Annotated in this window: 19 protein-coding genes and 1 pseudogene; 8 read left to right on the top strand and 12 right to left on the bottom strand. The window is 70.3% G+C overall.

Going from position 1 to position 24191, the window contains the following annotated elements; all coding sequences use genetic code 11:
- Positions 1–26: 26 nt before the first annotated feature.
- Both JOE30_RS02420 and JOE30_RS02425 read right to left on the bottom strand, forming a co-directional pair.
- Positions 27–989, bottom strand: coding sequence for a fumarylacetoacetate hydrolase family protein (locus tag JOE30_RS02420; RefSeq protein ID WP_204869237.1), 963 nt, complete (start codon positions 987–989; stop codon positions 27–29).
- Positions 986–2215, bottom strand: coding sequence for a polysaccharide biosynthesis protein (locus JOE30_RS02425; RefSeq protein ID WP_204869238.1), 1230 nt, complete (start codon positions 2213–2215; stop codon positions 986–988). Before JOE30_RS02425 ends, JOE30_RS02420 begins: the two co-directional genes overlap by 4 nt.
- Positions 2216–2221: 6 nt before the next feature.
- Here JOE30_RS02425 and JOE30_RS02430 point away from each other — a divergent pair, with 6 nt between their 5' ends.
- On the top strand, positions 2222–3943 hold the full coding sequence (locus JOE30_RS02430; protein ID WP_204869239.1) for a hypothetical protein: 1722 nt from the start codon (positions 2222–2224) through the stop codon (positions 3941–3943).
- Positions 3944–4013: 70 nt separating this feature from the next.
- Here JOE30_RS02430 and JOE30_RS02435 read toward each other — a convergent pair whose 3' ends face one another.
- Positions 4014–5225: a glycosyltransferase family 4 protein gene (locus JOE30_RS02435; protein WP_204869240.1), complete on the bottom strand. Its 1212-nt coding sequence runs from the start codon at positions 5223–5225 to the stop codon at positions 4014–4016.
- A gap of 123 nt (positions 5226–5348) precedes the next feature.
- On the opposite strand from JOE30_RS02435, the gene JOE30_RS02440 reads away from it, so the two are divergent.
- Genes JOE30_RS02440 through JOE30_RS02450 form a run of 3 tightly spaced genes read left to right on the top strand, consistent with a single transcriptional unit; the run spans position 5349 to position 7963 of the window.
- The gene (locus JOE30_RS02440; RefSeq protein WP_204869241.1) at positions 5349–6167 is read left to right on the top strand and encodes a class I SAM-dependent methyltransferase; all 819 of its coding nucleotides are present in this window, start codon (positions 5349–5351) and stop codon (positions 6165–6167) included.
- Positions 6168–6222: 55 nt separating this feature from the next.
- Positions 6223–7032: a class I SAM-dependent methyltransferase gene (locus JOE30_RS02445; RefSeq protein ID WP_204869242.1), complete on the top strand. Its 810-nt coding sequence runs from the start codon at positions 6223–6225 to the stop codon at positions 7030–7032.
- A gap of 10 nt (positions 7033–7042) precedes the next feature.
- Complete coding sequence (locus JOE30_RS02450; RefSeq protein WP_204869243.1) at positions 7043–7963, top strand: ROK family protein; 921 nt, start codon at positions 7043–7045, stop codon at positions 7961–7963.
- Positions 7964–8006: 43 nt separating this feature from the next.
- Here JOE30_RS02450 and JOE30_RS02455 read toward each other — a convergent pair whose 3' ends face one another.
- From JOE30_RS02455 to JOE30_RS02470, 4 genes are all read right to left on the bottom strand, one after another.
- On the bottom strand, positions 8007–9836 hold the full coding sequence (locus JOE30_RS02455) for a phosphoenolpyruvate carboxykinase (GTP) (RefSeq protein WP_204869244.1): 1830 nt from the start codon (positions 9834–9836) through the stop codon (positions 8007–8009).
- A gap of 277 nt (positions 9837–10113) precedes the next feature.
- Entirely contained in the window at positions 10114–10431 is a 318-nt protein-coding gene (locus JOE30_RS02460; protein WP_204869245.1) for a DUF6802 family protein, read from the bottom strand.
- A 1-nt stretch (position 10432) separates the two neighbouring features.
- The gene (locus JOE30_RS02465; RefSeq protein ID WP_204869246.1) at positions 10433–11821 is read right to left on the bottom strand and encodes a hypothetical protein; all 1389 of its coding nucleotides are present in this window, start codon (positions 11819–11821) and stop codon (positions 10433–10435) included.
- Positions 11818–12405 carry a hypothetical protein gene (locus JOE30_RS02470; RefSeq protein WP_204869247.1) on the bottom strand — a complete coding sequence of 196 codons (588 nt, stop codon included), beginning with the start codon at positions 12403–12405 and terminating at the stop codon, positions 11818–11820. Before JOE30_RS02470 ends, JOE30_RS02465 begins: the two co-directional genes overlap by 4 nt.
- Before the next feature lie 114 nt (positions 12406–12519).
- On the opposite strand from JOE30_RS02470, the pseudogene trmB reads away from it, so the two are divergent.
- The 3 genes and pseudogenes from trmB to JOE30_RS02485 form a co-directional block, all read left to right on the top strand.
- Positions 12520–13302, top strand: a pseudogene (trmB, locus tag JOE30_RS02475) (tRNA (guanosine(46)-N7)-methyltransferase TrmB); the annotation flags it as partial.
- 68 nt (positions 13303–13370) lie between these two features.
- Entirely contained in the window at positions 13371–14063 is a 693-nt protein-coding gene (locus JOE30_RS02480; RefSeq protein WP_027506176.1) for an NYN domain-containing protein, read from the top strand.
- Positions 14064–17129, top strand: a complete 3066-nt coding sequence (locus JOE30_RS02485; protein WP_204869249.1) for an MMPL family transporter — start codon at positions 14064–14066, stop codon at positions 17127–17129.
- Here the strand turns inward: JOE30_RS02485 and JOE30_RS02490 are convergent.
- The 5 genes from JOE30_RS02490 to JOE30_RS02510 all read right to left on the bottom strand — a co-directional run bounded on the left by JOE30_RS02490 (position 17089) and on the right by JOE30_RS02510 (position 22637).
- Positions 17089–18921: a DUF2339 domain-containing protein gene (locus JOE30_RS02490; RefSeq protein ID WP_204869250.1), complete on the bottom strand. Its 1833-nt coding sequence runs from the start codon at positions 18919–18921 to the stop codon at positions 17089–17091. The genes JOE30_RS02485 and JOE30_RS02490 overlap by 41 nt on opposite strands.
- Positions 18922–19009: 88 nt before the next feature.
- The gene (locus tag JOE30_RS02495; RefSeq protein WP_204869251.1) at positions 19010–19669 is read right to left on the bottom strand and encodes a DUF1707 domain-containing protein; all 660 of its coding nucleotides are present in this window, start codon (positions 19667–19669) and stop codon (positions 19010–19012) included.
- A gap of 28 nt (positions 19670–19697) precedes the next feature.
- Positions 19698–20372, bottom strand: coding sequence for a response regulator transcription factor (locus tag JOE30_RS02500; RefSeq protein WP_204869252.1), 675 nt, complete (start codon positions 20370–20372; stop codon positions 19698–19700).
- Positions 20330–21487, bottom strand: a complete 1158-nt coding sequence (gene macS / locus JOE30_RS02505) for a MacS family sensor histidine kinase (RefSeq protein ID WP_204869253.1) — start codon at positions 21485–21487, stop codon at positions 20330–20332. Before macS ends, JOE30_RS02500 begins: the two co-directional genes overlap by 43 nt.
- Positions 21459–22637, bottom strand: a complete 1179-nt coding sequence (locus JOE30_RS02510; RefSeq protein ID WP_307806034.1) for an AI-2E family transporter — start codon at positions 22635–22637, stop codon at positions 21459–21461. The genes macS and JOE30_RS02510 overlap by 29 nt, the downstream gene beginning before the upstream one ends.
- A gap of 103 nt (positions 22638–22740) precedes the next feature.
- Between JOE30_RS02510 and JOE30_RS02515 the strand changes: the two genes are divergently transcribed.
- Entirely contained in the window at positions 22741–24189 is a 1449-nt protein-coding gene (locus JOE30_RS02515) for an adenylate/guanylate cyclase domain-containing protein (protein WP_204870712.1), read from the top strand.
- The last annotated feature ends 2 nt before the right edge of the window (positions 24190–24191 follow it).

Below are 24191 nucleotides of genomic sequence, written 5' to 3' on the forward strand. Positions count from 1 at the left end.
CGAACGACCGGCCTCCGGCCTGCCGGCTAGGCAGGCTCCGCCACCGTGTTGGTCACCGACCCGATGCGCTCGACCTCGAGGCGCACCACGTCGCCCGGCCGCACCCAGCGGTCGAGTTCCATACCGCATCCCGACGGCAGGGTCCCCGACGTCAGCAATTCTCCGGGGCCGATGCTCTCGGACCTGCTGGCGTAGGCGAGTCCGTCCACCAGCGACCACCGGCCGCCTCGCGTCGACGTCTCCGACCACACCTCGCCGTTGACGGTGACGGTGCCGCGCAGATCGGTCAGGTGCGGCAGGACCTCGTCCGCGGTGACCACCTCGGCACTCATGGAACTGCCGAACGTCTTGGTCTTCACGACGGGGCCGAAGGGGCCGTTGCGCTGCTCGTCCCACTGCACGTCGCGCGCGCTGAAGTCGTTGAACACCACGAAGCCGCCGATCGCCGCTTCCGCTTCGGCCGTCGAGGCGCTGACGACGGGCCGGACCACGACGGCGCCGAACTCGAGTTCGAAGTCCAACAGCTCGGTGTACGCGGGCCACACCATGGGGTCCCCGTCGCCGACGACGGACAGGTGATTTCCCGTGTAGTAGATCGGGTGCTCGACTGCCGCGGAGCCCGGCCGCAGAGGCGGGAACGGCTTCCGCGCGATCGCCTGGAAGGCCTTCGCCAGTGGCACGACGGCGGGCAGGTTGCGCCGCACCATCTGCTCGGCCGCCTGGTGCCAGTGCTGGTCCCACCCCGCGAAGCAGCGGAGCGATCGCGGCTCGAACGGCAGGGCGGCGAAAGACGTCGACGCGGTGGCGGTCCCGGCGGCGACGGCCCGGTCCACGAGATCGTGCGCCATGTCGCGAGCACGCTCACCGGCACCGAGGAATTCGACGATTCCGCTCGGAAGCTCTTCTCCTCCAGCAGCTCTCAGGTCGACCCACGTTCCCGTGGTCTCGTGCAGCACGTCGATCCCCGTCATGCCCCTACGCAGCCTCACGGACCCACCCCCCGGATTCGGTCATCCACCGATCCAAGCACACGGACACGCCCGAGCGCGCTGGTCGAGACCACAACAGATGCCACCGCAGCGCATGCCGCGGCCACGACGACGAGCTCGGTCGCGCTGTCGACGACCGTCAGCACGAGGACGGCCTCGACCACGAGCACCGTCCACGCCGCCAGCGCCGAGCGCGTGTCGCCGCGGGCCACGGCCGCCAGGAGACCGCACTGCACCACGGCCAACAACGCACCCTGCGCCGCGAACAGCCACAGCAGGTACTGCACCGGCGCGTAGTCCGCGCCCATCACCAGCGGAACGATCGGCCCGACGATCGCGGCGCCCAGCACCACGACGGACCCGACGCCGAGCAGCACCAGCAGGGCGGTGCGGACCGCCGACGCCGACTGACGCGGATCCGCCATCCTCGGGTACAGCACCACGCCGACCGACTGCGGGAGCCAGAAGGCGGCCTTCGCGGCGACGGCGCCGAGCGCGTAGACACCCGCTGCCTCCGGGTCGAGGACGCGTCGCGCGAGCAGGAGGTCGACCGAGGACAACGCGACGATCACGAGTTGGACCTGCGATGCGGCGAGCACGTCACGCCAGGTCCCGGCCGCGGCGAGCCGGGTGCGCTCGTCCGTTCGCTCGGCGCGGTCGACGACGATGCGCGTGGCCAGCGCCATGACCGCGGTCCCCACCGCACCGGCGACCAGGGCGGGTCCCACACCTCCGCCCAGCACCAGCGTGGTCACCGCGGGAACCACCTTCGCCAGGCCGCTCGCCGCGAGCACACCACCGAGGGCACCGAAGCGCGAGTCTCCCTGCAGCAGGCCCTGTTCCGTGGCCAACAGCACGAGGAACGGCGCCGTCACGACGGCCGCCGTGGTGGTCACGACGTCGGTGTGGAGCAGAGCCGCCACGACCGGGGTCGCGACGACGGCGAGTCCGGCGACGACCACGGCGTAGAGGTGTCCCAGCCTGCGCGAGGCGGCCACCGATCGTCCGCGCACCCGGTCACGTGCCACGACGGTCTGCAACGCCAGCGCCGGCACCGCGAGTACCAGCTGTGCGGCGAGCAGAGACGCGAAGACCCCGTAGCCCTGCGGCCCGAGCACGCGCCCGGCCGGGAGGTGCAGCAGATACGAGGCGATGTTCGCCGCCATCGACCCCGCCGTCACGATGCTCACCCCGGCCACCACGGTGGAGGTGCGCGCAGGGATCATGCCCTCATGATCGCAGGGTCGAGCAGGACAGCCGGGGCGTGGTCCCTCGCCTGGTCCGTCGTGCTCACCGGTGTCGTCCTCGGCCCGCTCCTGCGTGCGCTGCTTCCGGGTGGCGGCCACCTGCTGCTGCGTGACGCGGTGTCGACGCCCCGGTCGTATCTCACCGACTCGGCGCTGGGTCTGTCGGACTCGGCGGCGCGTGCTGTTCCCCAGGACGCCGTCGTCGCGGTCGCCACCACGGTCGTCGACGGCGGCGTGCTGGTCGTCGGACTGCTCGCTCTCGCCCTGATCGCCGCCGGGTGGGGTGCCGCGCAGATGACGGCGCGGGTGCTCGGCGGCGCGTCGACCGGCCCTCGGCTGGTGGCCGCCACGGTGGCCGTGTGGAACCCCTACGTCGCCGAACGTCTGCTGCAGGGGCACTGGAGCCTGCTCGTCGGCTACGCGACTCTCCCCTGGACGGTCGTCGCGGCCATGACACTCCGCGACCGCGGTGACCTGCGGTCCGCTGCGCCCCTCGTGCTGTGTCTCGGCATCGCCGGGCTCACCCCGACGGGCGTGCTGCTCTGCGCCGTTCTCGCCGTGGCGGTCCTGGCCGCACCGGGAGGGGCGCACCGCGTACGGCGGCTCGTCGTCGTGGCTGTCGCCACGGTGATCGTGTCGCTGCCCTGGCTGGTGGCCACCGCCGTGTCCGGGGCCGGTACCGGCGCCGATCCGGCGGGAGTCGCGGCCTTCGCGGCGCGGGCCGAGCCCGGACTCGGGACGATCGGAGCGCTCGCCGGTCTGGGCGGCATCTGGAACGCCGACGCGGTACCCGGCAGCCGGACCAGCCTGTTCGCCGTCGTCGGCACCGTCGTACTGCTCGGCCTGGCCGCCGCCGGGCTCCCTCGCCTGCGCCGGACCGCATCGCCCGTGGTCGCGGCGCTCCTGCTCACCGGCGTCGTGTCCGTGGTGCTCGTCGCCCTCGCCGCCACCCCGATCGGGCTCGACGTCGGCCGATGGGCCGCCGAGTCGGTACCCGGCGCCGGGCTGTTCCGGGACGGCCAGAAGTGGGTCGCCCTGTGGATGCCGGCACTCGCCCTGGGCGCAGGAGCGGCGGTCGATCGCCCGGGTCGCGGCGGGACGCGTCCCCGGCTCGCAGCCGTGTCCGCCGTCGCCGCACTGCTCGTCGTCCTACCCGATCTGGCATGGGGGGTGCACGGCGCGCTGCGCCCGGTCGACTACCCCGACGGATGGTCGTCGGTCATCGAGCGCGTCGGACCGTCCGACGCGCTCGTGGCGGTGCTGCCGACCGGTACCTTCCGCCGGTTCGACTGGTCTGGCGACGCACCGGTCCTCGATCCCGCTCCGAGGCTGCTGGACGCCGACGTGCTCGGCACCGGCGATCTCCCCGTCGGGGGAACGGTCGTCCGGGGAGAGAACACCGTCGCGGGGCGAGTCGAAGGCCTGCTGCTGGCCGGTGCCCCGGCGAGCGACCTCGCCGCACTCGGAGTCGGCTGGATCCTCAGCGAGAAGTCGGCGGGCGAGACCGGGAACTCCGCACGCACCCTCTCAGGTCTCGAACCCGTGTACACCGACGCCGATCTCACGCTGTACTCACTCGCGGATCCGGCACCGCGTCCACGCTCGGACCGCCTGCCCGCGATCGTCGCTCATCTGCTGTGGGCCGCCGCCGTCCTGATGTCGGCAGCCGTCGCGGTCACGGGAGCGCGTCACACCCGGACTCGCTGATTCCGGACCGACCGGCCTCCGGCCTTCCCGCGACCGACGAACGACCGGCCTCCGGCCTTCCCGCGACCACCTACCGACCGGCCTCCGGCCTTCCCGCGACCAGCCCGGACACCGCTCGTCCGTGCACCCGCTCGCGCAGCACCGACTCCACCGCTCGCGCGCACCACGTCCACGAGAACTCCCGGGTCCGCAGCCGCGCCTTCTCCCCGAGCTGTCGACGGAGATCGCCGTCGTCCAGCAGGGTCCGCACCGCGTCGGTCAGTTCGTCGACGTCGGAGTCCCGGCTGAGCCACTCGTCGCCCACGAGGACGCCGGTGACGCCGTCCACCACGGAGTCGGTCAGCCCACGGGAGTGCCGGTAGCCGACGGTGGGGACACCGTGTTGAGCCGCCTCGACGACGGCGAGTCCCCACCCCTCCTTACGGGACGGGAGCACGTGGATCCACGACTGCGACAGGATCTCGTGCTTGCGGGTCTCGGACACGTGACCGTGGAAGGTCACGGCATCGGCAACGCCACGCGCGCGGGCGTGCTCGCGCAGGTTGTCGTCCCACCACCCTCCGCCGATGACGTCGAGACGCAGGGCGGGCGTCGCATCGCGCAGCGCGGCGACGACGTCGATCGCGTCCTCGATCTGCTTGTGCGGGACGAGCCGGGACAGGACGGCCAGTGTCGGGGCGTCCGCGCGCGTGTCCGGATCGCCCACCGTGACGGAACCGGGAATGTCGTCTACGCCGTTGCGGACGACGGCCACCCTCTCGCGGTCCACGCCGAGGGCGATCAGCTCGTCCGCGGAGGGAAGCGACACCGTCAGGTACTGCGAGCGTCGATGGACCCGCGGCGACAGCCTGGACTCGATCCACCACCCCAACCGCGCCATGACCGCACCGGCCACCGGCCATTGTTCGCGGTGACAATGGTGGACCAGCACGGTGACGGGAGCCGCCGTCACGAGTCGCGCGAAGAAGGGGATTCCGTTCTGCGTGTCGATCACCGCGTCGGGCTTCAGACCCGCCAGGGGACCGAGGCCGAGCCGCCCGGCGAGGAGGGCTCCGAGCGCTCGCGGGTAGACCGTCAGGCGCCCGCCGCCTCGGCTGACGCGCACGCCGTCGATCGTGTCCGACGCTGGTGCGCCGGGGTAACCGGCCGTGCGCAGGGTGACCTTGATGCCCTGCGACGCGAGCCCTGCCCCCACGTGCTCGAGGTAGCGCTCGCTACCTCCGCCCTGTGGATGACCGCTGTCACGCCAACAGAGCAGCAACACCTCGCGTAACTCCGTCATCTGCTGTCACCCCCGTGGCAGTCTTTCATTCGTTCGAACGACACAGAATGGCTGTTTCGACCCCGAGAAACCGGTAACTTTCCTTTTTGGGTCGGGAAAACCCACTGCAGTGAGGCTCATGTCATGACGTCCGGGTTGATCGATGGCAACACTATCGACGGCGTATCTTCCACCACTCTGTACACGCTCCACAATCGGGCCGCCTTCGCCGACGGCCCCGACAAGGTCATCGACGACCCCATGGCGCTGCACGTCCGCGACGCCATCGAGTACGACTGGTCCAAGTTCGGTTCCCCCGTCGCCGCTGCGGCGTTGCGCGCCCGCACCTTCGACTCCGCGGTGAGTGCGTACCTCGCCTCGCGGCCCCACGCCTCCGTCGTCGCGCTCGGCGAGGGACTGCAGACGGCGTACTGGCGACTCGGGCGGCCGGACACCACGTGGTACTCCGTGGACCTCGAACCGGTCATGCAGCTCCGTGCGCGCGTCCTGCCGCGCGAGGACCGGATCGTTCCCGTCGCGGCCTCCGCATTCGATCTGACCTGGGCCGACGGCATCGACCCCGAGCCGGGTGTCTTCGTCTCCGCAGAGGGACTGCTGATGTACTTCGACGAACCCACCGCGATGGATCTGATCACCCGGTGCGCCGAGCTCTTCCCCGGTGGCGGCATGATCTTCGACTCCATTCCCGAGTGGTTGTCTCGCAAGACCGTCGCTGGGGTCAAGCTGACCGAGCACTACACGATGCCGGCCATGCCCTTCAGTATGACGTCGAGCCGTGCGCGTTCGCTCGCCGACGAGATCCCGGGCATAACCTCGGCGACCGACGTCCTGTTCCCCGCACACACGGGCGCGTGGAAGTTCAACTCCATGCCGCTGGTGGCCGACAGCCCGCTCTTCCGCAACCGACGCACCTCCGTCACGGTGCTGCGTTTCGCCGCCTGACCCCCGGCGCGTGAGCCCGGCGGGCCACGTCGGCCGGGCGCTACAGTCTCCACTCGTGCCCTCGTCTCCCGTCACCGCCGGACTCGCTCGACGGGCCACCCTGCGACGGTCGCTCTCCCTCGTGTCGGACTTCCGGTTCGAGCAGTCCGATCCGGCGCGCTTCTACGGGGCGCTGGCTCGCGACACCGCGACGCTGATCGACGACCTGTGGACCGGGGCGACCGGAACGACACTCGACGGACTGACGGTGCTCGACGTCGGCGGCGGACCCGGCTACTTCGCCGATGCCTTCGCCGACGCGGGCGCCCGCTACGTCTCGGTGGAACCGGACGCCTCGGAGATGCACGCCGCGGGCCTCGACGCCCGGGGGTCCGTCCGAGGCTCGGGTACCGCGCTGCCCGTCCGCTCGGACAGCGTCGACATCTGCCTCTCCTCCAACGTCGCGGAGCATGTCCGGCACCCGTGGGTCATGGCCGAGGAGATGCTGCGCGTGACGCGGCCCGGCGGACTGGTGGTGCTGTCCTACACGATGTGGTGGGGCCCGTTCGGCGGGCACGAGACCGGACCGTGGCACGTGTTCGGCGGCGAGCGCGCTGCTCGCCGCTATGCGCGTGTACACGGCGCCGAACCGAAGAACCGTTTCGGAGTGTCGCTGTTCCCGATCCGCGCCTCGCACGGATTGCGCTGGGCTGCAGAGACTTCGGGCGGCGAACTCCTCGCGGCCTTCCCGCGGTACCACCCCCGCTGGGCGTGGTGGTGTGTCCGCGTTCCCGGATTTCGCGAGCTGGCGGTGAGCAACCTCGTGGTCGTTCTCCGCGCGCACACCGCCGCCGACCGCGGACTCGGGATCACGCCCGCCCGTTAGGGTGGCGTGAATGACGACGACCGAGAGAACATCGCTCGCACTCGACATCGGTGGCACCAAGTTCACCGCCGCGGTGGTGGGTGCCGACGGACGACCGCAGGACCCCGTCGTCGTTCCGACCCCCACCGAGAACGTCTGGGCGGCGTGCGAGGAACTCCTCCTCTCGGTGGTGTCCGCGGCCGGGGTCGAGTTCCAGGACATCGAGGCCGTCGGTATCGCGTCGGCCGGGCCCGTGGACACCGTGGCCGGCACCGTGGCGCCGATCAACATCGCGGAGTGGTACGAGGGCTTCGGGCTCGTGGACGCCGTCCGCGGTGTGGTTCCGAACGCCACCGTGACCCTGGCACTCGACGGTGCCTGTGCGGCCCTGGCCGAGCATCGTTTCGGGGCCGCCCGTCACGTGCAGAACGTCCTGGGCATGGTGGTGTCGACCGGCATCGGCGGCGGCCTGGTCCTGGGCGGCGAGATCGTTCGCGGCCACAGCGGCAACGCCGGGCACGTGGGACACATCGTGGTCCCCGGATCCGTCGAACCCTGCACCTGCGGCGGGGTCGGTTGCGTCGAGACGGTCGCCAGCGGCCCGAACGCGGTCCGCTGGGCCCGCGAGAACGGCTGGGAGGGCGCCACCGGCATCGAACTCGCAGAGTCCGCCCGCGCCGCCGACCCGGTGGCGGTCGCCGCCCTCCAACGGGCCGGCGTGGCGCTGGGACAGGCGATCGCGTCCGCCGCGGCGCTGCTCGACATCGAGACGGCCGTTCTGGGCGGTGGCTTCAGCGCGGCCGGCCCGGCGCTGTGGAACCCCATCCGCGAGACCGTGGCGTTGCACGCCCGGCTCGGCTTCCTGGAGTCGTTCACGGTGGTCCCTGCCGCACTCGGGGCCGTCGGGACTCTGACAGGAGCGGCCGCGCTGGTCACCCCGAGACAGCACTGACGCCCGCCCCCGGGGATCGGGAGCGGGCGTCAGAGGTGGTGGATCAGGAGTTCAGGCGCTGCTTGAGAGCGTCGAACTCGTCCTGGATGCCGGTGGGGAGCTTCTCGCCGACGAAGTCGAACCACTCCTCGATGAGCGGGATCTCCTTCTTCCACTCGTCGACGTTCACCGCGAGCGCCTCGGCCACATCGGCCGTGGCGACGTCGAGTCCGTCGATGTCGAGCGCGTCCGCCGTGGGCACCACACCGATGGGCGTGTCGACACCGGCGGCCTTGTGCTCGATGCGCTCCACGATCCACTTCAGCACGCGGGAGTTCTCACCGAATCCGGGCCACAGGAAGCGCTTGTCGTCGCCGCGGCGGAACCAGTTGACGTAGAACACCTTCGGGAGCTTGGACTCGTCCGCGTTCTTACCGAGGTCGATCCAGTGCTGGAAGTAGTCGCCGACGTTGTAGCCGAGGAACGGCAGCATCGCCATCGGGTCGCGGCGGATGGTGCCGACAGTGCCCTCGGCCGCTGCCGTCTGCTCGGAACCGACGGTGGCGCCCATGAACACGCCGTGCTGCCAGTCGCGCGCCTCGGTGACCAGAGGAACGGTGGTCTTGCGTCGGCCACCGAAGAGGATCGCCGAGATCGGCACACCCTGCGGGTCGTCCCACTCGGGCGCCATGGACGGGCACTGGGACATCGGCACGCAGTAGCGCGAGTTGGGGTGCGCCGCATTGGTGTCCGAGTCCGGCGTCCAGTCCTTGCCGGTCCAGTCGATCAGGTGCTGGGGATCGCCCTCGAGGCCCTCCCACCAGACGTCGCCGTCATCGGTCTGCGCGACGTTGGTGAAGACTGCGTTGCCCTGGTCGATGGTGCGCATCGCGTTGGGGTTCGAGTCCCAGTTGGTACCGGGCGCGACACCGAAGAAGCCGAACTCCGGGTTGACCGCGTACAGCCGGCCGTCCTTGCCGAAGCGCATCCACGCGATGTCGTCACCGATGGTCTCGGCGCGCCAGCCCGGAATGGTCGGCTGGATCATCGCGAGGTTGGTCTTGCCGCAGGCGGACGGGAACGCCGCGGCGATGTAGTACGCCTTGTCCTCCGGCGAGATGAGCTTGAGGATCAGCATGTGCTCGGCCAGCCAGCCCTCGTCGTGGGCCATGGCCGACGCGATACGCAGCGAGTAGCACTTCTTGCCCAGCAGGGCGTTGCCGCCGTAGCCGGAGCCGTAGCTCCAGATCTCGCGATCCTCGGGGAAGTGCGAGATGTACTTGGTGTCGTTGCACGGCCACGGGACGTCCTGCTGACCCTCGTCGAGCGGGGCGCCGAGCGAGTGCAGAGCCTTGACGAAGAATCCGTCGTCCCCGAGCTTCTCGAGCACCTTCGCACCCATGCGCGTCATGACGCGCATGGAGACGACGACGTACTCGGAATCGGTGATCTCGACACCCAGCTTGGGGTCGTCGGCCTCGAGTGGGCCCATGCAGAAGGGGATGACGTACATGGTGCGTCCGCGCATGCAGCCGCGGTAGAGATCGCGCATCGTGCCGCGCATCTCCTCCGGATCCATCCAGTTGTTGGTGGGACCGGCGTCGATCTCACGGTGCGAGCAGATGTAGGTGCGCGACTCGACGCGCGCCACGTCGGACGGGTCGGAGTTGCCCAGGAACGAGTTGGGCTTCTTCTCGGCGTTCAGCCGAGTGAAGGTCCCCGCGTCGACCAACTGGTCGGTGAGGCGGTTCCACTCCTCGTCCGAACCGTCGGCGAAGACGATCCGGTCGGGCTGGGTCAGCTCGGCCACGTCACGTACCCAGGCCAGCAGGCCTGCATGCGTCGTGGGCGGCGTGCCGTCGGTTCCGTTGAGACCCGGAATGGTCGCGGTCATCTTGTCTCCTGGGGTGGTGCAGGAACGTGTGGCCGTCACCGCCTCGGTCCGTCGATCGGCGCCGAACCGAAGTGCGTGAGCGAACCATGGTTCCCAGTGGGCGGGGTAGTCCCGTGACCTTCGATCGACAGATCGCAGGGCCCCGAGTGTCCTGGACTTAGAGGTTAACGCTGTGAAGAACGGCCAGGGCACTCGGGGCATGTCCGTTCCGTCACAAAACCGATTCAGTGACCTGGCCGTAAAGCGCACTATGTCAGAACATTTGGTGTCTATCGCGTCACAGCGCACCGCGCTCGGACGCACGCCAGACGGCGTCGGGACCGTCCGCGAGGTCGGCGGAGGACACCCACACGGTGTAGTCGCCGTCGGCCTCGAACACGGTCGCACGGTCGACGTCGCCGTCACCGTCGAGATCGGTGAGAACCGTCATCTCCGTCGCACTCCGATCACAGGCCGACGCAAAGGCGTCGGACAGACCTCCGTGCAGTACCGCCGTGTCGACCGTGCCGTCGCCGTCGAGATCGAGGGCGGGGTCGAACCCGTCGTCCGCGACCCCCGGCCCGTCCGGGTCGAACGATCCCGACCACTCGGCCATCTCAGTCCCCCGTGTTCCTCGACGTCGTTCCCACCTCGTGCTTGGACGCACGTGCCGAGGGGACGGTTCCCCGCTGCCCCAGAATGGGTGCGACGCGGTCCAGCACGTCGAGATCCCGTCGATAGGCGGCCGCCCGCGAGGCGGCTCGGGACGTGATGTCCCGGATCTCACCGTCGATCTCCGCGATCAGCGCGCTCCGACGGGCTGCAGCGCCCCTGACATGCGCCGACAGTCTCGCAGTGAGCCACGAGTCGGCGATCACGAGGCGGGACGCGGTGTCCCGTTCCCAGCCGGAGGCGGCATCGGCCACCACGTCCGCAGCCCACCGGCGCAGGCGTGCGCGGCGCGCCGAGAGGAGCCTCGTCCGCACCACCGCGGCGGCCATCACCACGGCACAGAGCACGATCACGACCCCGGCCGACGCGCCGCCGAGCGAGGCCGCCCACACCGCCACCCGCCCCACCCCTGCACCCGCCGAGGCACCGACGACACCCGCCAGCACGTCGTCGACTCCCCACCCCGCCGACGGGGGCGGTTGGTGGGTCGTCGACGCACGCTCGACCGGAGGTGCGGAATCCAGTGCGCCGACCGCGGTCAGCGCCGTGGTCACCTCGTCCGCGAGCCGACCCGCCGCCGCATCGATCTCCGCGGCGACCACGGACGGAAGGCGCCGGAGATCGGCGAAGCTCGCGTCCCCGACGGCGGCGGCGACCCGAGCGCTCGTCTCACGCCGATGCACGCCGACCCGGTGCGCGAGATCGAGACGTAACTCGGCCGTCGATCGCCGAAGGAGCAGTCCGTCGTCCGTCGCGATCGACGCGGCCCGGCGTCGGCGCTCCCGCGCGTCGGCGAGGTCCGCGCTGCCCGTGTCGCGTCGGGCCGCCGCCGTCAGTGCCGTACGGGTCTCGGCCAGCACACGGTCCACTGCAGTCCGCTCCGCCTCCGCCGGGTCCACCCTCTCCGCTGCCCGAGCGAGCGCGTCCACGACGGCGTCGTCGTCGGGACCGGACACCACCACCGCACCGGGTCGCGGGACCGACGCCGCCCACCGGGCGAGAACGCGCCGCGCGTCGTCCGGTCCGGCGGCGATCCGGAGCACCACCGGGAGATCGGCCGGGATCGACCGCGCCGCCCGGACGAGGGCGCCGCCCGGCGGCAGGTCGGGATCGACGAGGACGAGCACGGCCGAGGCCGCGGAGACGGGCCGGACGGACCACCCCGCGGAGGTCACCACCGCACCGACCGCCTCCTGGTCGAGGCCCGGTGCCGCGAGGACGGCGACGGTGCGGGCCGATGCGGATCCTCGCTCGATCCGACTCAGGGAGTCGGGACTCCACGTCCGCACCACTCGGGCCACGTCGGCGGGCAGGCCGAGGGCGTCGTCGCTCACCCGCGCGCGCCGCGACGGACGTGCGCCGCCTCGGGGGCTCGCAGGAACGTCTCGATCGCCGATCTCCCGTGTGCATTCCGGGCGGCCGCCTCCTCCACCGCGGCGAGCACAGCGATGTCGCGGTGCTTCGCGGCGCGCGACACCGCCGTCGCCCAGGCACGGGTGAGCGTGTCGACGTCGTCCACGCCGATCACGGGCATCCCGGGCGGCAGCACCGCGGCGACGGCGTCCGCGTCGATCGGGAGGTCGGTGCGTCCCAGGACGACGAGAGTGTCATCGCTCGACCGTGCGGACACCACCTCGAGGTCCGCGGCGCTCACGGTCCGAGCGACGACGAGCGCGAGAACGTCGTGGTCCAGGACGGGACGAGGAAGGTCGGGGGCGTCCACCCCGTGCACCTCGGCCGCCTCGGGAAGGCCCAGCGCCGTGACGACGCGGGACTTGCCCGCCCCGGGGCGTCCCGCGACGGCGAGGCGCACCGGGGAACGCCATCGCTCGATCACCGCCCGCGCAGTGGCGTCGTCGACGCTGCGTTCCAGCTCGGTCACCGCGCGGTGCAGCGCGCTCGACTCGGTCTCCGGCATCCGTGATCCCCCGATTCTGCAGATGCGACGGGGCGATTCTCACACGCCGATCCCGGTGTCGGTAGTCCAGAGTCTCGACCTGAAGTCGAGACCCTGCTGTCACGAAATGCGTCCATGAGAGACAATGACAGGATGACCGACCCCCGTGCCGTGGACGCAGCGCCCGAGAACGGCCTGTCCGACGGTGCCGACGAGAGCCGGTCCGGCGGTTCCCGGCTGTATCCCCGGGTGACCAGTTTCCGGTCCCGACGCGGCGCGCTCACCGAACCGCAGCAGGCCTCGTGGGACCGGATGTGGCCCGGCATCGGCCGCGAGGTGGCCGACGAACCGCTCGACGCCACGTCGTGGTTCGGCCGGAGCGCCCCGGTGGTTCTCGAGATCGGCTCCGGGACCGGCACGGCCGCGCTCGCGATGGCGGCCGCCGAACCGCACGTGAACCTCGTCGCCGTCGAGGTCTACCGCCCGGGAATCGCGCAGACGGTTCAGGGGATCGAGCGAGAAGGTCTCTCCAACCTGCGCATTCTGCGAGGTGACGCTGCCGACGTGCTCGAGAACATGGTCGCGCCCGGCTCGCTGGCCGGCGTCCGAGTCTTCTTCCCCGACCCGTGGCCCAAGGCCCGGCACCACAAGCGCCGACTGCTGAAGGCCGACACCTTCGCCCTGGTGGCGGACCGTCTCGAGCCCGGCGGCATTCTCCACGTCGCCACCGACCACGCCGACTACGCGGAGTGGATCGAGGAGGTCGGTGACGCCGAGCCCGCTCTGACGCGGCTGCCGTTCGATTCCGAACGACGTACCGTCGAGGGGTCCTCCCTGTCCGTCGACCGTCCGGTGACGAAGTTCGAGGGCAAGGCCCAGCAGGTCGGCAGGCCGACGAGCGAGTTCGTCTGGGGCAGGCCGTCCACCGGAGCGACCGACGTCGCTGCGGCGACGATCACGCGACGAGAGAGCGAGAACCCACTCCGATGAGCGTGGACGAACAGAACACGGACACGGCCGTGCTCGACGGCGCCGGTGATTCTCGCCATACCAAGAAGGTCCTGCTGGTGTGGGATGCGCCCAATCTGGACATGGGCCTCGGCGCCATCCTGGGTGGACGACCCACCGCCGCCTACCGCCCGCGCTTCGATGCGCTGGGCCGATGGCTGCTCGGCCGCACCGCCCAGCTCTCCGCGCACCAGACCGCGAGTCTCGAACCCGAGGCCACGGTCTTCACCAACATCGCCCAGGGCAGCGCCGACGTCGTTCGTCCCTGGGTCGAGGCGTTGCGTAACGTGGGTTTCGCGGTCTTCGCCAAGCCGAAGATCGACGAGGACAGCGACGTCGACTCCGACATGCTCGATCACATCGAGCTCCGCTCACGGGACCACGGTCTCGCGGGAGTGGTGGTCGCGTCCGCGGACGGCCAGGCCTTCCGGCTCCCACTCGAAGCCATCGCGGCGACGGGTGTGCCCGTTCAGATCCTCGGGTTCCGTGAACACGCCAGTTGGGCCGTCACGTCGGAGACTCTCGAGTTCCTGGATCTCGAGGACATTCCCGGTGTGTTCCGTGAACCACTGCCGCGGGTCAGCCTCGAGTCCCTTCCGGACGAGGGCGCCTGGCTGCAGCCGTTCCGTCCGCTGTCCGCCCTGCTCGTCGGGCGTCAAGGAGTGTCCTGAGTGTTTTCTCGCTGGGGAGATCTGGTTCACCGATCACGGTTCACCGTCATCGGTGTGATGGTCGCGTTCCTGCTGGGCCTCGCCGCGTACGGACTCAGCCTGAACGATCACCTGAGTCAGAGCGGCTGGGACGACCCGAACTCGGAGTCGGTGCACGCTGCCGTCACCGCGGACGGCACCTTCGGACGCGACAGCACCGGCGACGTCGTCGCCCTCTACACCGCACCCGAGGGATCGACGGTCGACGACCCGGCGTTCCAGCAGACCGTCACCGCTGGTCAGGACGCCATGATGGCGGCGCACTCGGACAAGATCTCGAAGATCAACATCAACTACTTCCAGCAGCGACTCCCCGCGCTGGCCTCGCCGGACAAGACGAAGGCGATCGCCACGTTCGCGATCGCCGGCGCGAACGACACGGAACTGACGAACAACTTCCGTGACGTGAAGGACGCGTTCGCCATCGACGGCGTCGACGTGCAGCTCGCCGGCCTCCAGCCCATCGCGAACGCGCTGAACGACACCATGGCCGGCGATATCAAGCGCATGGAAATCCTCGCCATCCCGGTCGTGGGCGTGCTCCTGTTCTTCGTGTTCGGCGGCGTCGTGGCTGCGGCGTTGCCGCTGATCATCGGTGGTCTCACCGTGGTCGCCGCCAACGGCATGGTCCGGCTGTTCACCAACTTCGTCGAGGTGAACAGCTTCGTCGCTCCCGTCGTCTCGCTCATCGGTCTCGGGTTGGCCATCGACTACGCGCTGTTCATCGTCAGCCGGTTCCGAGAGGAACTGGCCGACGGCCGCACGACACAACAGGCCGTGCAACGCTCCGTCATGACCGCGGGCCGCACGGTCGTCTTCTCGGCGACGATGATCGTCGCGAGCCTCGGCGGTCTGCTGCTCTTCCCGCAGGGCTTCCTCAAGTCGGTCGCGTTCGGCGCCATCGCCACCGTGGCGCTGGCGGCCCTGACGGCCGTCACCATCCTCCCGGCGATCCTGTCGATCCTCGGCAAGCGCATCGACGCTCTCGGACTGAAGAGCATGCGCAAGACCAAGACGACCGAGGAGATCGAGTCCGGGCCGTGGGGCAAGCTCACCCGCTGGGTCATGCGGAACCCGCTCAAGGTGTGCGTGCCCATCGTCCTGGGCCTGCTGATCCTCACGCTGCCGGTCGGTGCCATCAAGTTCGGCGGCATCAACGAGACGTACCTGCCGCCGGACAACCCCACCCGTGTCGCGCAGAACGTGTTCGACGAGAACTTCCCGTCCTACCGCACCGAGCCTCTCAAGATCGTGGCGGAGAACGCCGAGGGCCCGCAGCTCGGCGCGATCCTCCGCGAGGCGTCCAACGCTCCCGGGCTCGTCGAGCGGTTCTCCATCGAGCGCAACGAGAACGGTGTCGCCGTGCTCAAAGCGGGCCTGGTCGACCGCAACGTGTCGTCGCCGGCCATCGACTACATCCGCTCCATCGACGTTCCCTACGGGGTGACCCTGTCGGTCGGCGGCACGCCCGCCATCGAGCAGGACTCGATCGCGGCGCTCGTGGACCGGCTACCCCTCATGGCGACGCTCGTCGTGCTGGTCACGACTCTGCTGATGTTCCTCACGTTCGGGTCGCTGGTACTCCCCCTCAAGGCCATCCTGATGACCACGCTGGGCCTCGGCGCGACGCTCGGTATCCTCACGTTCATCTTCGTCGACGGCAACGGCGCGGGCCTGCTGAACTTCACTCCCGGGCCGATCATGGCCCCGGTCCTGGTGTTGATCATCGCGATCATCTTCGGGTTGTCGACGGACTACGAGGTCTTCCTGCTCTCCCGCATGGTGGAGGCGCGGGCCCGCGGAGCCAGTACGACCGAGGCCATTCGCGTCGGTACCTCGCACACCGGTCGCATCATCACCGCAGCCGCACTGATCCTCATCGTCGTCACGGGCGCCTTCGCCTTCTCCGAGCTGGTGATGATGAAGTACATCGCCTACGGCATGATCGCCGCGCTCATCATCGACGCGACGTTGATCCGCATGTTCCTCGTCCCGGCGACGATGAAGCTGCTCGGCGACGACTGCTGGTGGGCACCGCAGTGGATGAAGCGCATTCAGCAGAAGTTGGGGCTCGGCGAGCCGATCCTCGACGCCGAGATGATGCCCGCCGACGTCCCCGAGCTCGTCGCGATCGGGTCCGCACCACTCCCGGCGCGGACTCGGGAACCGCTCACCCAACCGATTCCGCGGGTCATGCAGAACGGCCCGTCGGCCGCACGTGCGATGCCCGAGCGCGTCGCACCGGATCGTCCCCGCCCCGCTGCCCCGCGTCCGGCTCCCGAGCGCGTGCAGAAGCCCGCTGTGCAGGAACCCGTGGTACAGCAGCCCGCCGCGCCGGAGCCCGTCGCACCGCGCGCCGTCGAACCTCCGGCACCCCCCGTGGCACCCGCGCCCGCAGAGGAGATCCGGGTCGCACGCCCGGCCGAGGCCCGACCCGCACGGGCCTCCGACGATCAGCACGGTCGTCCGACGGCCGGTCCCGAGCCGACGTCGGCCGAGCCGGCACCGCGGAACGGCGCGCCCGCCCCGCGCCCCATCGAGAGCTGGCTCGCCGAACTCCGCGCGCCGTCGGTCGCTCAGCGTTCGAACGGCTCGAACGGCTCGAACGGCTCGAACGGGCACGAGACCACGTCGTTCCGGTACGGCTCGGTCTCGGGTGACGGCATCGACGTCGATCGGCCCCGCAACGGCGACAGCAACGGGAACGGCCACTCCAACGGCAACGGCCACAGCAACGGGAACGGCCAGTCCCACGGCAACGGCTCGCGCACCAGCGCCGAGGTCGATTCCTGGATCGCCGGTCTGCGTATGCCCGAGCGTGAGGACCGGCCGGCACCCGAGCCCGAGACCCACAACCCCTCCACGCCCGAGGTCTCCGAGGTCTCCGAGCCCGACGAGACACCGCCGACGACCACATCGGGTCGTCGGCGGGCTCGGGACGGGGACGACGAGTCGGGCGGTCGTCACCACGGCCAGTCCGGTGCCATCAGTGTGAGCGAGTTGCTGGCCCGCCAGCGTCGGCAGTGACGGCACGGTCCGCGAACGACCTCGCGTAGCGGGTGCCGATACCGAGCAGCATCATTCCCACCACCAGGAACGCTGCGGCGCGGGGCAGTCCCCCGAGTGCGCTGAGGTCGAACAGGAACAGTTTGGCGATGGCCGAGGCCGCGACGGTCAGCCCTGCGGCGAGGACCGCGCGGGCACCGGTGGCGTCGGACAGACCGCGCATCAGCAGTGCGACGGCGACGGTCATCCACACGATGGTTGCTGCGCCGTGGCCGACGAGGAACCCGGTGCGGCCGCCGATCTCGATGCCGGTGATCACGCACACCGCTGTGGCACCGAAGAGGCCGGCGACCCCTGACAGGCCGGCGGCGAGAGCTCGCAGCGTGGTGTCCTCGATGGTACGCAGTGCCGCGAGCACTCCCGCCACAGCCATCGCGATCATGGCGACCGACGCGGGCACCGAGGCCCAGCCGGAGTCGAGAGCGCGAACGGGGCTGCTCAGCGAGTCGACCGAGGTGACCTGCGTGTGTGCGCTGGTTCCGAGGAGTGCGAAGAACGCGCCGGCCGCGGCCGACACGCCCGAGCGGGTCCGGGCGCCGACGAGAAGCGCGGTGGTGGCGACCAGCAGCAGGGCGAGAATGCGGACCTGATCGGCCGTGCCCGTCACCAGCGCCGACGCCACGGCCACCGAGGCCGTCGCCGTGAGCACCAGGCGAACCGTGGCGACCAGCTCGCGTCGAGCGATCAGGATCGCCACCAGGACGAGCGCGACCACAGCGTCGACACCGCCGGCGACGGGGCGGGAGAACAGCGTCGCGGTGACGAGGACCGCGGCGGCGGTGGCCGCGATCGACGCGAGCGACGCCGGGTCCACGGCGCGGTGGGCGAGGGTGGTCCACCAGGCGACGACTGCGGTGCCGAAGGACAGTCCCGCGACGACGAGGAGCGGCAGCAGATCGGCGGTCGGGACCGTCTCGACGTGGGCGAGCAGCCCGGCGAGCAGCACCGCTCCGACGACCGGAACCGTGCGGACGACGCGCAACCAGACCCACTGTTCGCGGACGTCGACCGGTGAGGCCGCGATCTGCACGACCACCAGGAATGCGAGGAGGGCCGGCGTGATGCCGCCCGTGACGACGGGTGCGAGTGCCGCGATGCCGGCGACGACCATCACTGCGAGCGACTGCGACGACCAGCGCGTCGCAACCGCGACGCCGAGCGCGGCGACTCCGAGTCCCACCACGAGCCCGACGACGGGATGAACCCACCCGTACAGCGCGGTGACGGCGGCGAGGTCGAGATAGAGCCCGGCGAATCCCGTCGCGGCGAGTGCGACGGCGCCGACGCGGCCACCTGGTCGCGCGACCACACGGTGCGAGGCGGCGACGAGCGCTCCGGAGAGCAGCGCACCCGCGGCGACACGGGGACCGGGGCCGAACCACCCGGACTGCGCCGCGAGCACCACCAGCATCACGACACCGATGACGGTCACCGCAGCACCCGCAGCGGCGAGCACGCGGCTGACGACCCCGTCGCGTTGCCACCACGGGGTGGTGTCACGGGGAGGCGCGGGCATCGGGCGCGGGATCGACCGTATCGGAGGAGCCGACACCGGAGGCCCCTGCACCGGAGGCATCTGCACCGGCGGCCTCGAGACGGGGTGCTGCTGCGGGGGCGCCTGCATCGGCGGGCCGTCGAGCTGCTGCCGGAGCAGACCGAGGTCGTGGCCGACGCGGGCGAGATGCTGCTGCAGGGAGGCGACCTCACCGGACAGCACGTGCACGAGTCGCGGATCTATCGAGGGAGTGGTCATACCTCGATCGTGCTGGCCGGAGTGGACGGGGGGAACACGGGAAACTACTCGAGTCCCGCGCTGTCCTACTCAGCCGAGGGTGCTGTTCCTACCCGAACATGCGCTTGATGGACGTCCCGAACGGGTGCTTGGCCGTGACGGACCCGAAGCGGATGCGTCCGCGCACGACGACGTGCAGTCCACCTTCGACAGGCCGGCTGCGCACCTTGTTCGTGGCACTGCCGCCCATGGTGTCGACGCCGTCGAGGTCCACCGACGCACCCTCGGGCACCACGACGGTGATGGTGCTGCAGTAGTCGTCCACGTCGATACGCACCTCCCGCGAGGTCAGTACCGCGGAACTGAAGTCGAGGGTCACCGTGGCCATCTTCGACGCGACCCGGATGGCCGACGGCGCGGTCCAGGTACCGGAACGGGTGACCGTCGACATCGTGGCTCGGATGTCCACGGGTGCACCGTCGGTGGTGGCCGGGTATCCGGGTGCCGGCGCCAGCGCGTCGCTCGGGACCACGGCGGGCGGTCCGGCCTGCTGGGGTGGGCCACCCTGCAGTGTCATGCCCGGCAGGTCGACCAGCACCGTGTTGAGCTCACCGCGCGTCTTGGCCGCCAACACCGAGTCCATCCGCTCGGTGAACTCGCCGAGCGACAGCATCCCCTGTCCGACGGCCCGTTGCAGCAGCCCACCCACGTGCTCTCGTTCGGCGTCGCTCACGCGCATGTTCCTGGGATCGGTGCCGTCTCCGGTCATGGCGACCAGAGTAGTGAACACGACGCCGTCACTGCAGCCCCTGCTCGAGCGCCCACCGGGTGAGTTCGACACGATTCGCGAGGTGCAGCTTGCGCAACGTCGCCTGCACGTGGTTCTCGACGGTGCGGTGACTGATACCGAGCCGAGTGCCGATCTGCTTGGCGCTCAAGCCTTTCGCAACCATCCGCAGCACCTCCGTCTCGCGCTCGGTCAGCACGGGAGGCGGTTCCGTGGCCGCGGGGGCGGCTGCCATGCGGCGGTACTCCCCGAGCACCAGCCCGGCCAGTCCGGGCGTGAACACCGCATCGCCGCGACTCGTCGCCTGCACGGCCGACACCAGGTCGTCGATCGAGGCACTCTTCACGAGATAGCCGGTCGCGCCCGCCTTGACCGCGCCGAGCACGTCGTCTCGTTCCGCGGACGCGGAGAGCACCAGTACCCGACTGTCGGGCGAGACCGCTAGCACCGACGCGGTGCCCTCGGCTCCGGTTCCGTCTCCGAGATCCATGTCCATGACGATCACCTGTGGCGACGTCGCCCGTGCTCGCGTGGTGGCCGAGCGGACTCCGTCGGCGGTGGCCACCACACGGAAGCCCCGCGCGTCGAGGTCCCGCGCCACTCCGTCACGCCACATGGGGTGGTCGTCGACCACCATCACCGTCACCGAGACGTCGGCGCTGTCCGTGGCAGCGTCAGTTCCCATTCCGTTCCCTCTCCTGGCCTGCTGTCCACCCTCGCACGCCCGCCGATGGCTGCCGTCCGGCCCACGATCGAGCCGGACACGCCGAGTCGTCCCTCGGCACGCGCCTCGTCGAGACGGCCGGGCGCCATTCCTGCCCCGTCGTCGCGCACCGTCACCATCACCTCGTCGCCCAGGTCCTCGACCAGCACGAACACGTGGACGTCGAACCCGCCGTGTCGATGCGCGTTGTCGACGGCGGCGAGCGTCGCGGCCGCGAGTTCCGACGCGGCCGACGCCCGGAGGACGACGGCCTCGGACGGCGCCGAGACGACGGCGCGCGTGCCCACCGCAGCGCGCACCAGTGCGGCCAGGTCGGCCGTGCCGTCGGTTCGCCCGCTGGCCGACCCGGACAGCAGGGCGCGGAGCGCGGCCTCCTGACTACCGGCGAGATCCGCCAGTTCTGCTGCTGCGCCGCCGATCTCGTGACCGCGGCGACTGACCATGGCCAGCACCTGCAGCACACCGTCGTGCACCTCGCGGGCCAGGCGCTCGCGTTCCGCGGTCGCCGCGGCCAGGGCGACCGCCTCGTCGAGTCGGCTGCGAGCGTGGCGCGCCGTCCGCGCCGCGAGCCCCAGTGCCAGACCGACGGACAGCAGCACGGGCCCGGTCGAGTCGCGCCACAACTCGCCGTCGACGGTGCCGCGCACCACGGCGATGGCGGCGGTCATCACCGCTGCCGAGGCGAGCCCCGCTCGGGGACCTCCCAGGACGGCGGCACCGATGACCGCGTTGGCCACCCAGATGGTCGTCGGGAGCACCTGATGGTCCTGACGCCATGCCGGACTCGCCACCAGCAACGTGCTGCAGATCAACGCCAAGGTCATCACCTGGTCGGCGACGACGACGGGGCGCCGCGCGGGCGTCGTCAGGGTCGCGATCGCCGCGATTCCGGACCAGATGACGGTGACGACGACGAAGAGCCAGCTCAGGCGGGGTTCGCCGTACCGGTCCTGGACGACCAGCTGGAACCCGACCACGTACAGGACGGTGACCAGTCGGAACGCTGCCGCGGCGCGCCACAGCGGTGCCTCTGCGACACCGGTGGCGTCAGCTCGCGGGACCGTCGACCTCGCCACGGCTCAGCTTCTGGTTCTCGGGGTGCGGACTGTCGGGCGCGGCCGGGAACATCGGTTCCGACGGATCCGCGTCGGCGATTTCCTCGTACGCCTCCTCGGGATCATCGGCGAGCAGCGAGCGGATCGCGGTGTTGGCCATCGCGACGAGCGGCACCGACAGCAGGCCACCGATGATGCCCGCCATGACGATGCCGGTGGCGATGGCGAGCACCACGGCCAGAGGATGCACACGGACTGCGCGACCGAGCAGGAGTGGTTGCAGCACATGGCCTTCCACCTGCATCACGGCGATGACGATCGCCAGTGCGATGAGCGCCGTGATGAATCCCTTGGTCACCAGGGCGACGAGCACCGCGACGAAGCCGGTGAGCACCGCACCCACGATGGGGATGAAGGCTCCGATGAACACCAGCGACGCCAGCGGAAGAGCCAGCGGGACACCGAGGATCGCCAGTCCCGTGCCGATACCGATGGCGTCGACGGCGGCGACCGCGACGGTGGCGCGCACGTACCCCACCAGCGAGCCGAAGGCCTGGCTGCCCGCCGACCGGACGCGGCGGCGTGCCCGCGTCGGGACGATCCGGGACACGAAGTCCCAGATCTGCTGGCCGCCGTAGAGGAAGAAGATGAGGGTGAAGAGCACGAGCAGTGCCCCGGTGAGCATCTCGCCGATCACCGCGGCGGTGGTCAACGCGCCGCTGGTGAGGGCTTCCTGGTTCGACTGCACCGATCGGACCACCGAATCGCCGGCGCTGCGGATCTGATCCTCGCTGAAGTGCAGGGGCCCCTGCGTCAGCCAGTTCTGGATCTGGGTGACGCTGCCGGTGAACTGATCCGTGAGGGCGGGGACGCCCTCGATGAACTGCTCGACGACGAACGTCAGGATACCGACCAGCAGCCCGAGGCTGCCGAGGATCGAGACGATGACCGCGACGACGCGCGGGATGCCGCGCCGCTGCATCCAGTCGACGAGCGGGGACAGCAGCGCCGACGCCAGCAGGGCGAGCGCCACCGGGACGACGACGCTCTCGAGCCGATGCACGATCATGCCGATCACCACGAGCCCGGCGAACAACACCAACAGACGCCAGGTCCATGCAGCGCCGACACGTACCACAGGGTGTACCGACTCCGCCGGATCGTCCGTCACCGAGGAAGCCTAACCGAGCACCCGGTAAGTTGACCTCGTGCTGACGCTTCTACGTGCGGTCTCGTTGACCCTGAGAAGTCGCTGGCCGCTGTACCTCGCGTCGATGCTCCTGGCCAATCTGCTCGGCGCAATCCTCGTGTTCGCCTTCGTCCGGTACGGGCTGCCCATTCCCGAGAACGAGTCGATCGTCGTCGATCGGGTGCGCAACGTCTTCATCTTCGGGGCATACCTCCTCTTCGCGGCCGTCGTCAGCCTCGCGACCGCCGCCGTCATGCTGCGCAGTGTCATGCGGTGGCAGATCCGCGGTGGACCCCCCAGTCGATCCGAGCAGATGGCCGCCCTGCACGCACCGCTGCGCCAAGCCATCGTGCACCTGGTGCTGTGGATCGTCGGCGGCGTCATCTTCATGCTGCTCACCGCGTCGGAGATGCCGTCACTCGCGGTGGCCGTCGCGGTGACGGTCGCCATGTCCGCGGCGATCACCTTCGGCTTCACCTACATGCTGGGCGAACGCATCCTCCGGCCTGTCGCCGCGCACGCACTCAGCGAGGGCAGTTTCGACCGCACGATGACGCCCGGTGTGGGCACGCGCATGGCGATGACGTGGGGACTGGGCACGCTGATCCCCGTCGTCGGCATCCTGCTGCTGTGCGCGACCCAGCTGACCACCGACCTGGTCTTCTCCCCCGACTCGTTGGCCATCGCCATCAGCCTGCTCTGCGTGCTGGCGATCATCCAGGCGTTCTGCCTGTCGATGCTCACCGCCAGCCAGATCTCCGATCCCATCCGTCAGCTGCGTCGCGCCATCGAGAAGGTGCAGGAGGGCCACACCGAGGTCCAGGTCGAGGTGTTCGACGGCAGCGAGATCGGCCGTCTGCAGGTCGGCTTCAACCGGATGATGGCCGACGCGTCGGAACGTGCAGTTCTGCGCGAGCTGTTCGGTCAGCACGTCGGCGAGGACGTCGCGCGGCGCGCCCTCAAGTTCGGCACCGAGCTCGGCGGCGAGACCCGATTCGTCGCGGTGCTGTTCGTCGACATGGTCGGCTCGACGGCTGCCGCCTCCGAACGTCCGCCCGGCGAGGTCGTGGACCTGCTCAACGACTTCTTCCGCGTCGTCGTCGACGTGGTCGACCGGCACCACGGCTTCGTCAACAAGTTCGTGGGCGACGCGGCGCTCGCCATCTTCGGCGCTCCGCTCGACCGCCCGGACGCGCCCACCGCGGCACTGTCCGCAGCGCGGGAACTGCGGAGCGAGCTCACCGAGATCGCCGGACTCGACATCGGTATCGGCGTGTCGGCCGGGCTGGCGGTGGCGGGAAACATCGGCGCCAAGGAACGCTTCGAGTACACCGTCATCGGTGATCCGGTGAACGAGGCGTCGCGCCTGACGGAACTCGCGAAGTTCACTCCCAGTAGGGTTCTCGCCTCGACGTCGGCACTGTACTTCGCCGACGAGGACGAGCAGTCCGAGTGGGAACTGGGCGAGAAGGTGCAGCTGCGCGGGCGACGCCGCGCGACGCACCTGGCCTCGCCGGTCGACTATCCGCGCTGAGC

The organism is Rhodococcus sp. PvP016 (assembly GCF_017832185.1).
Taxonomy (GTDB): Bacteria; Actinomycetota; Actinomycetes; order Mycobacteriales; family Mycobacteriaceae; genus Rhodococcoides.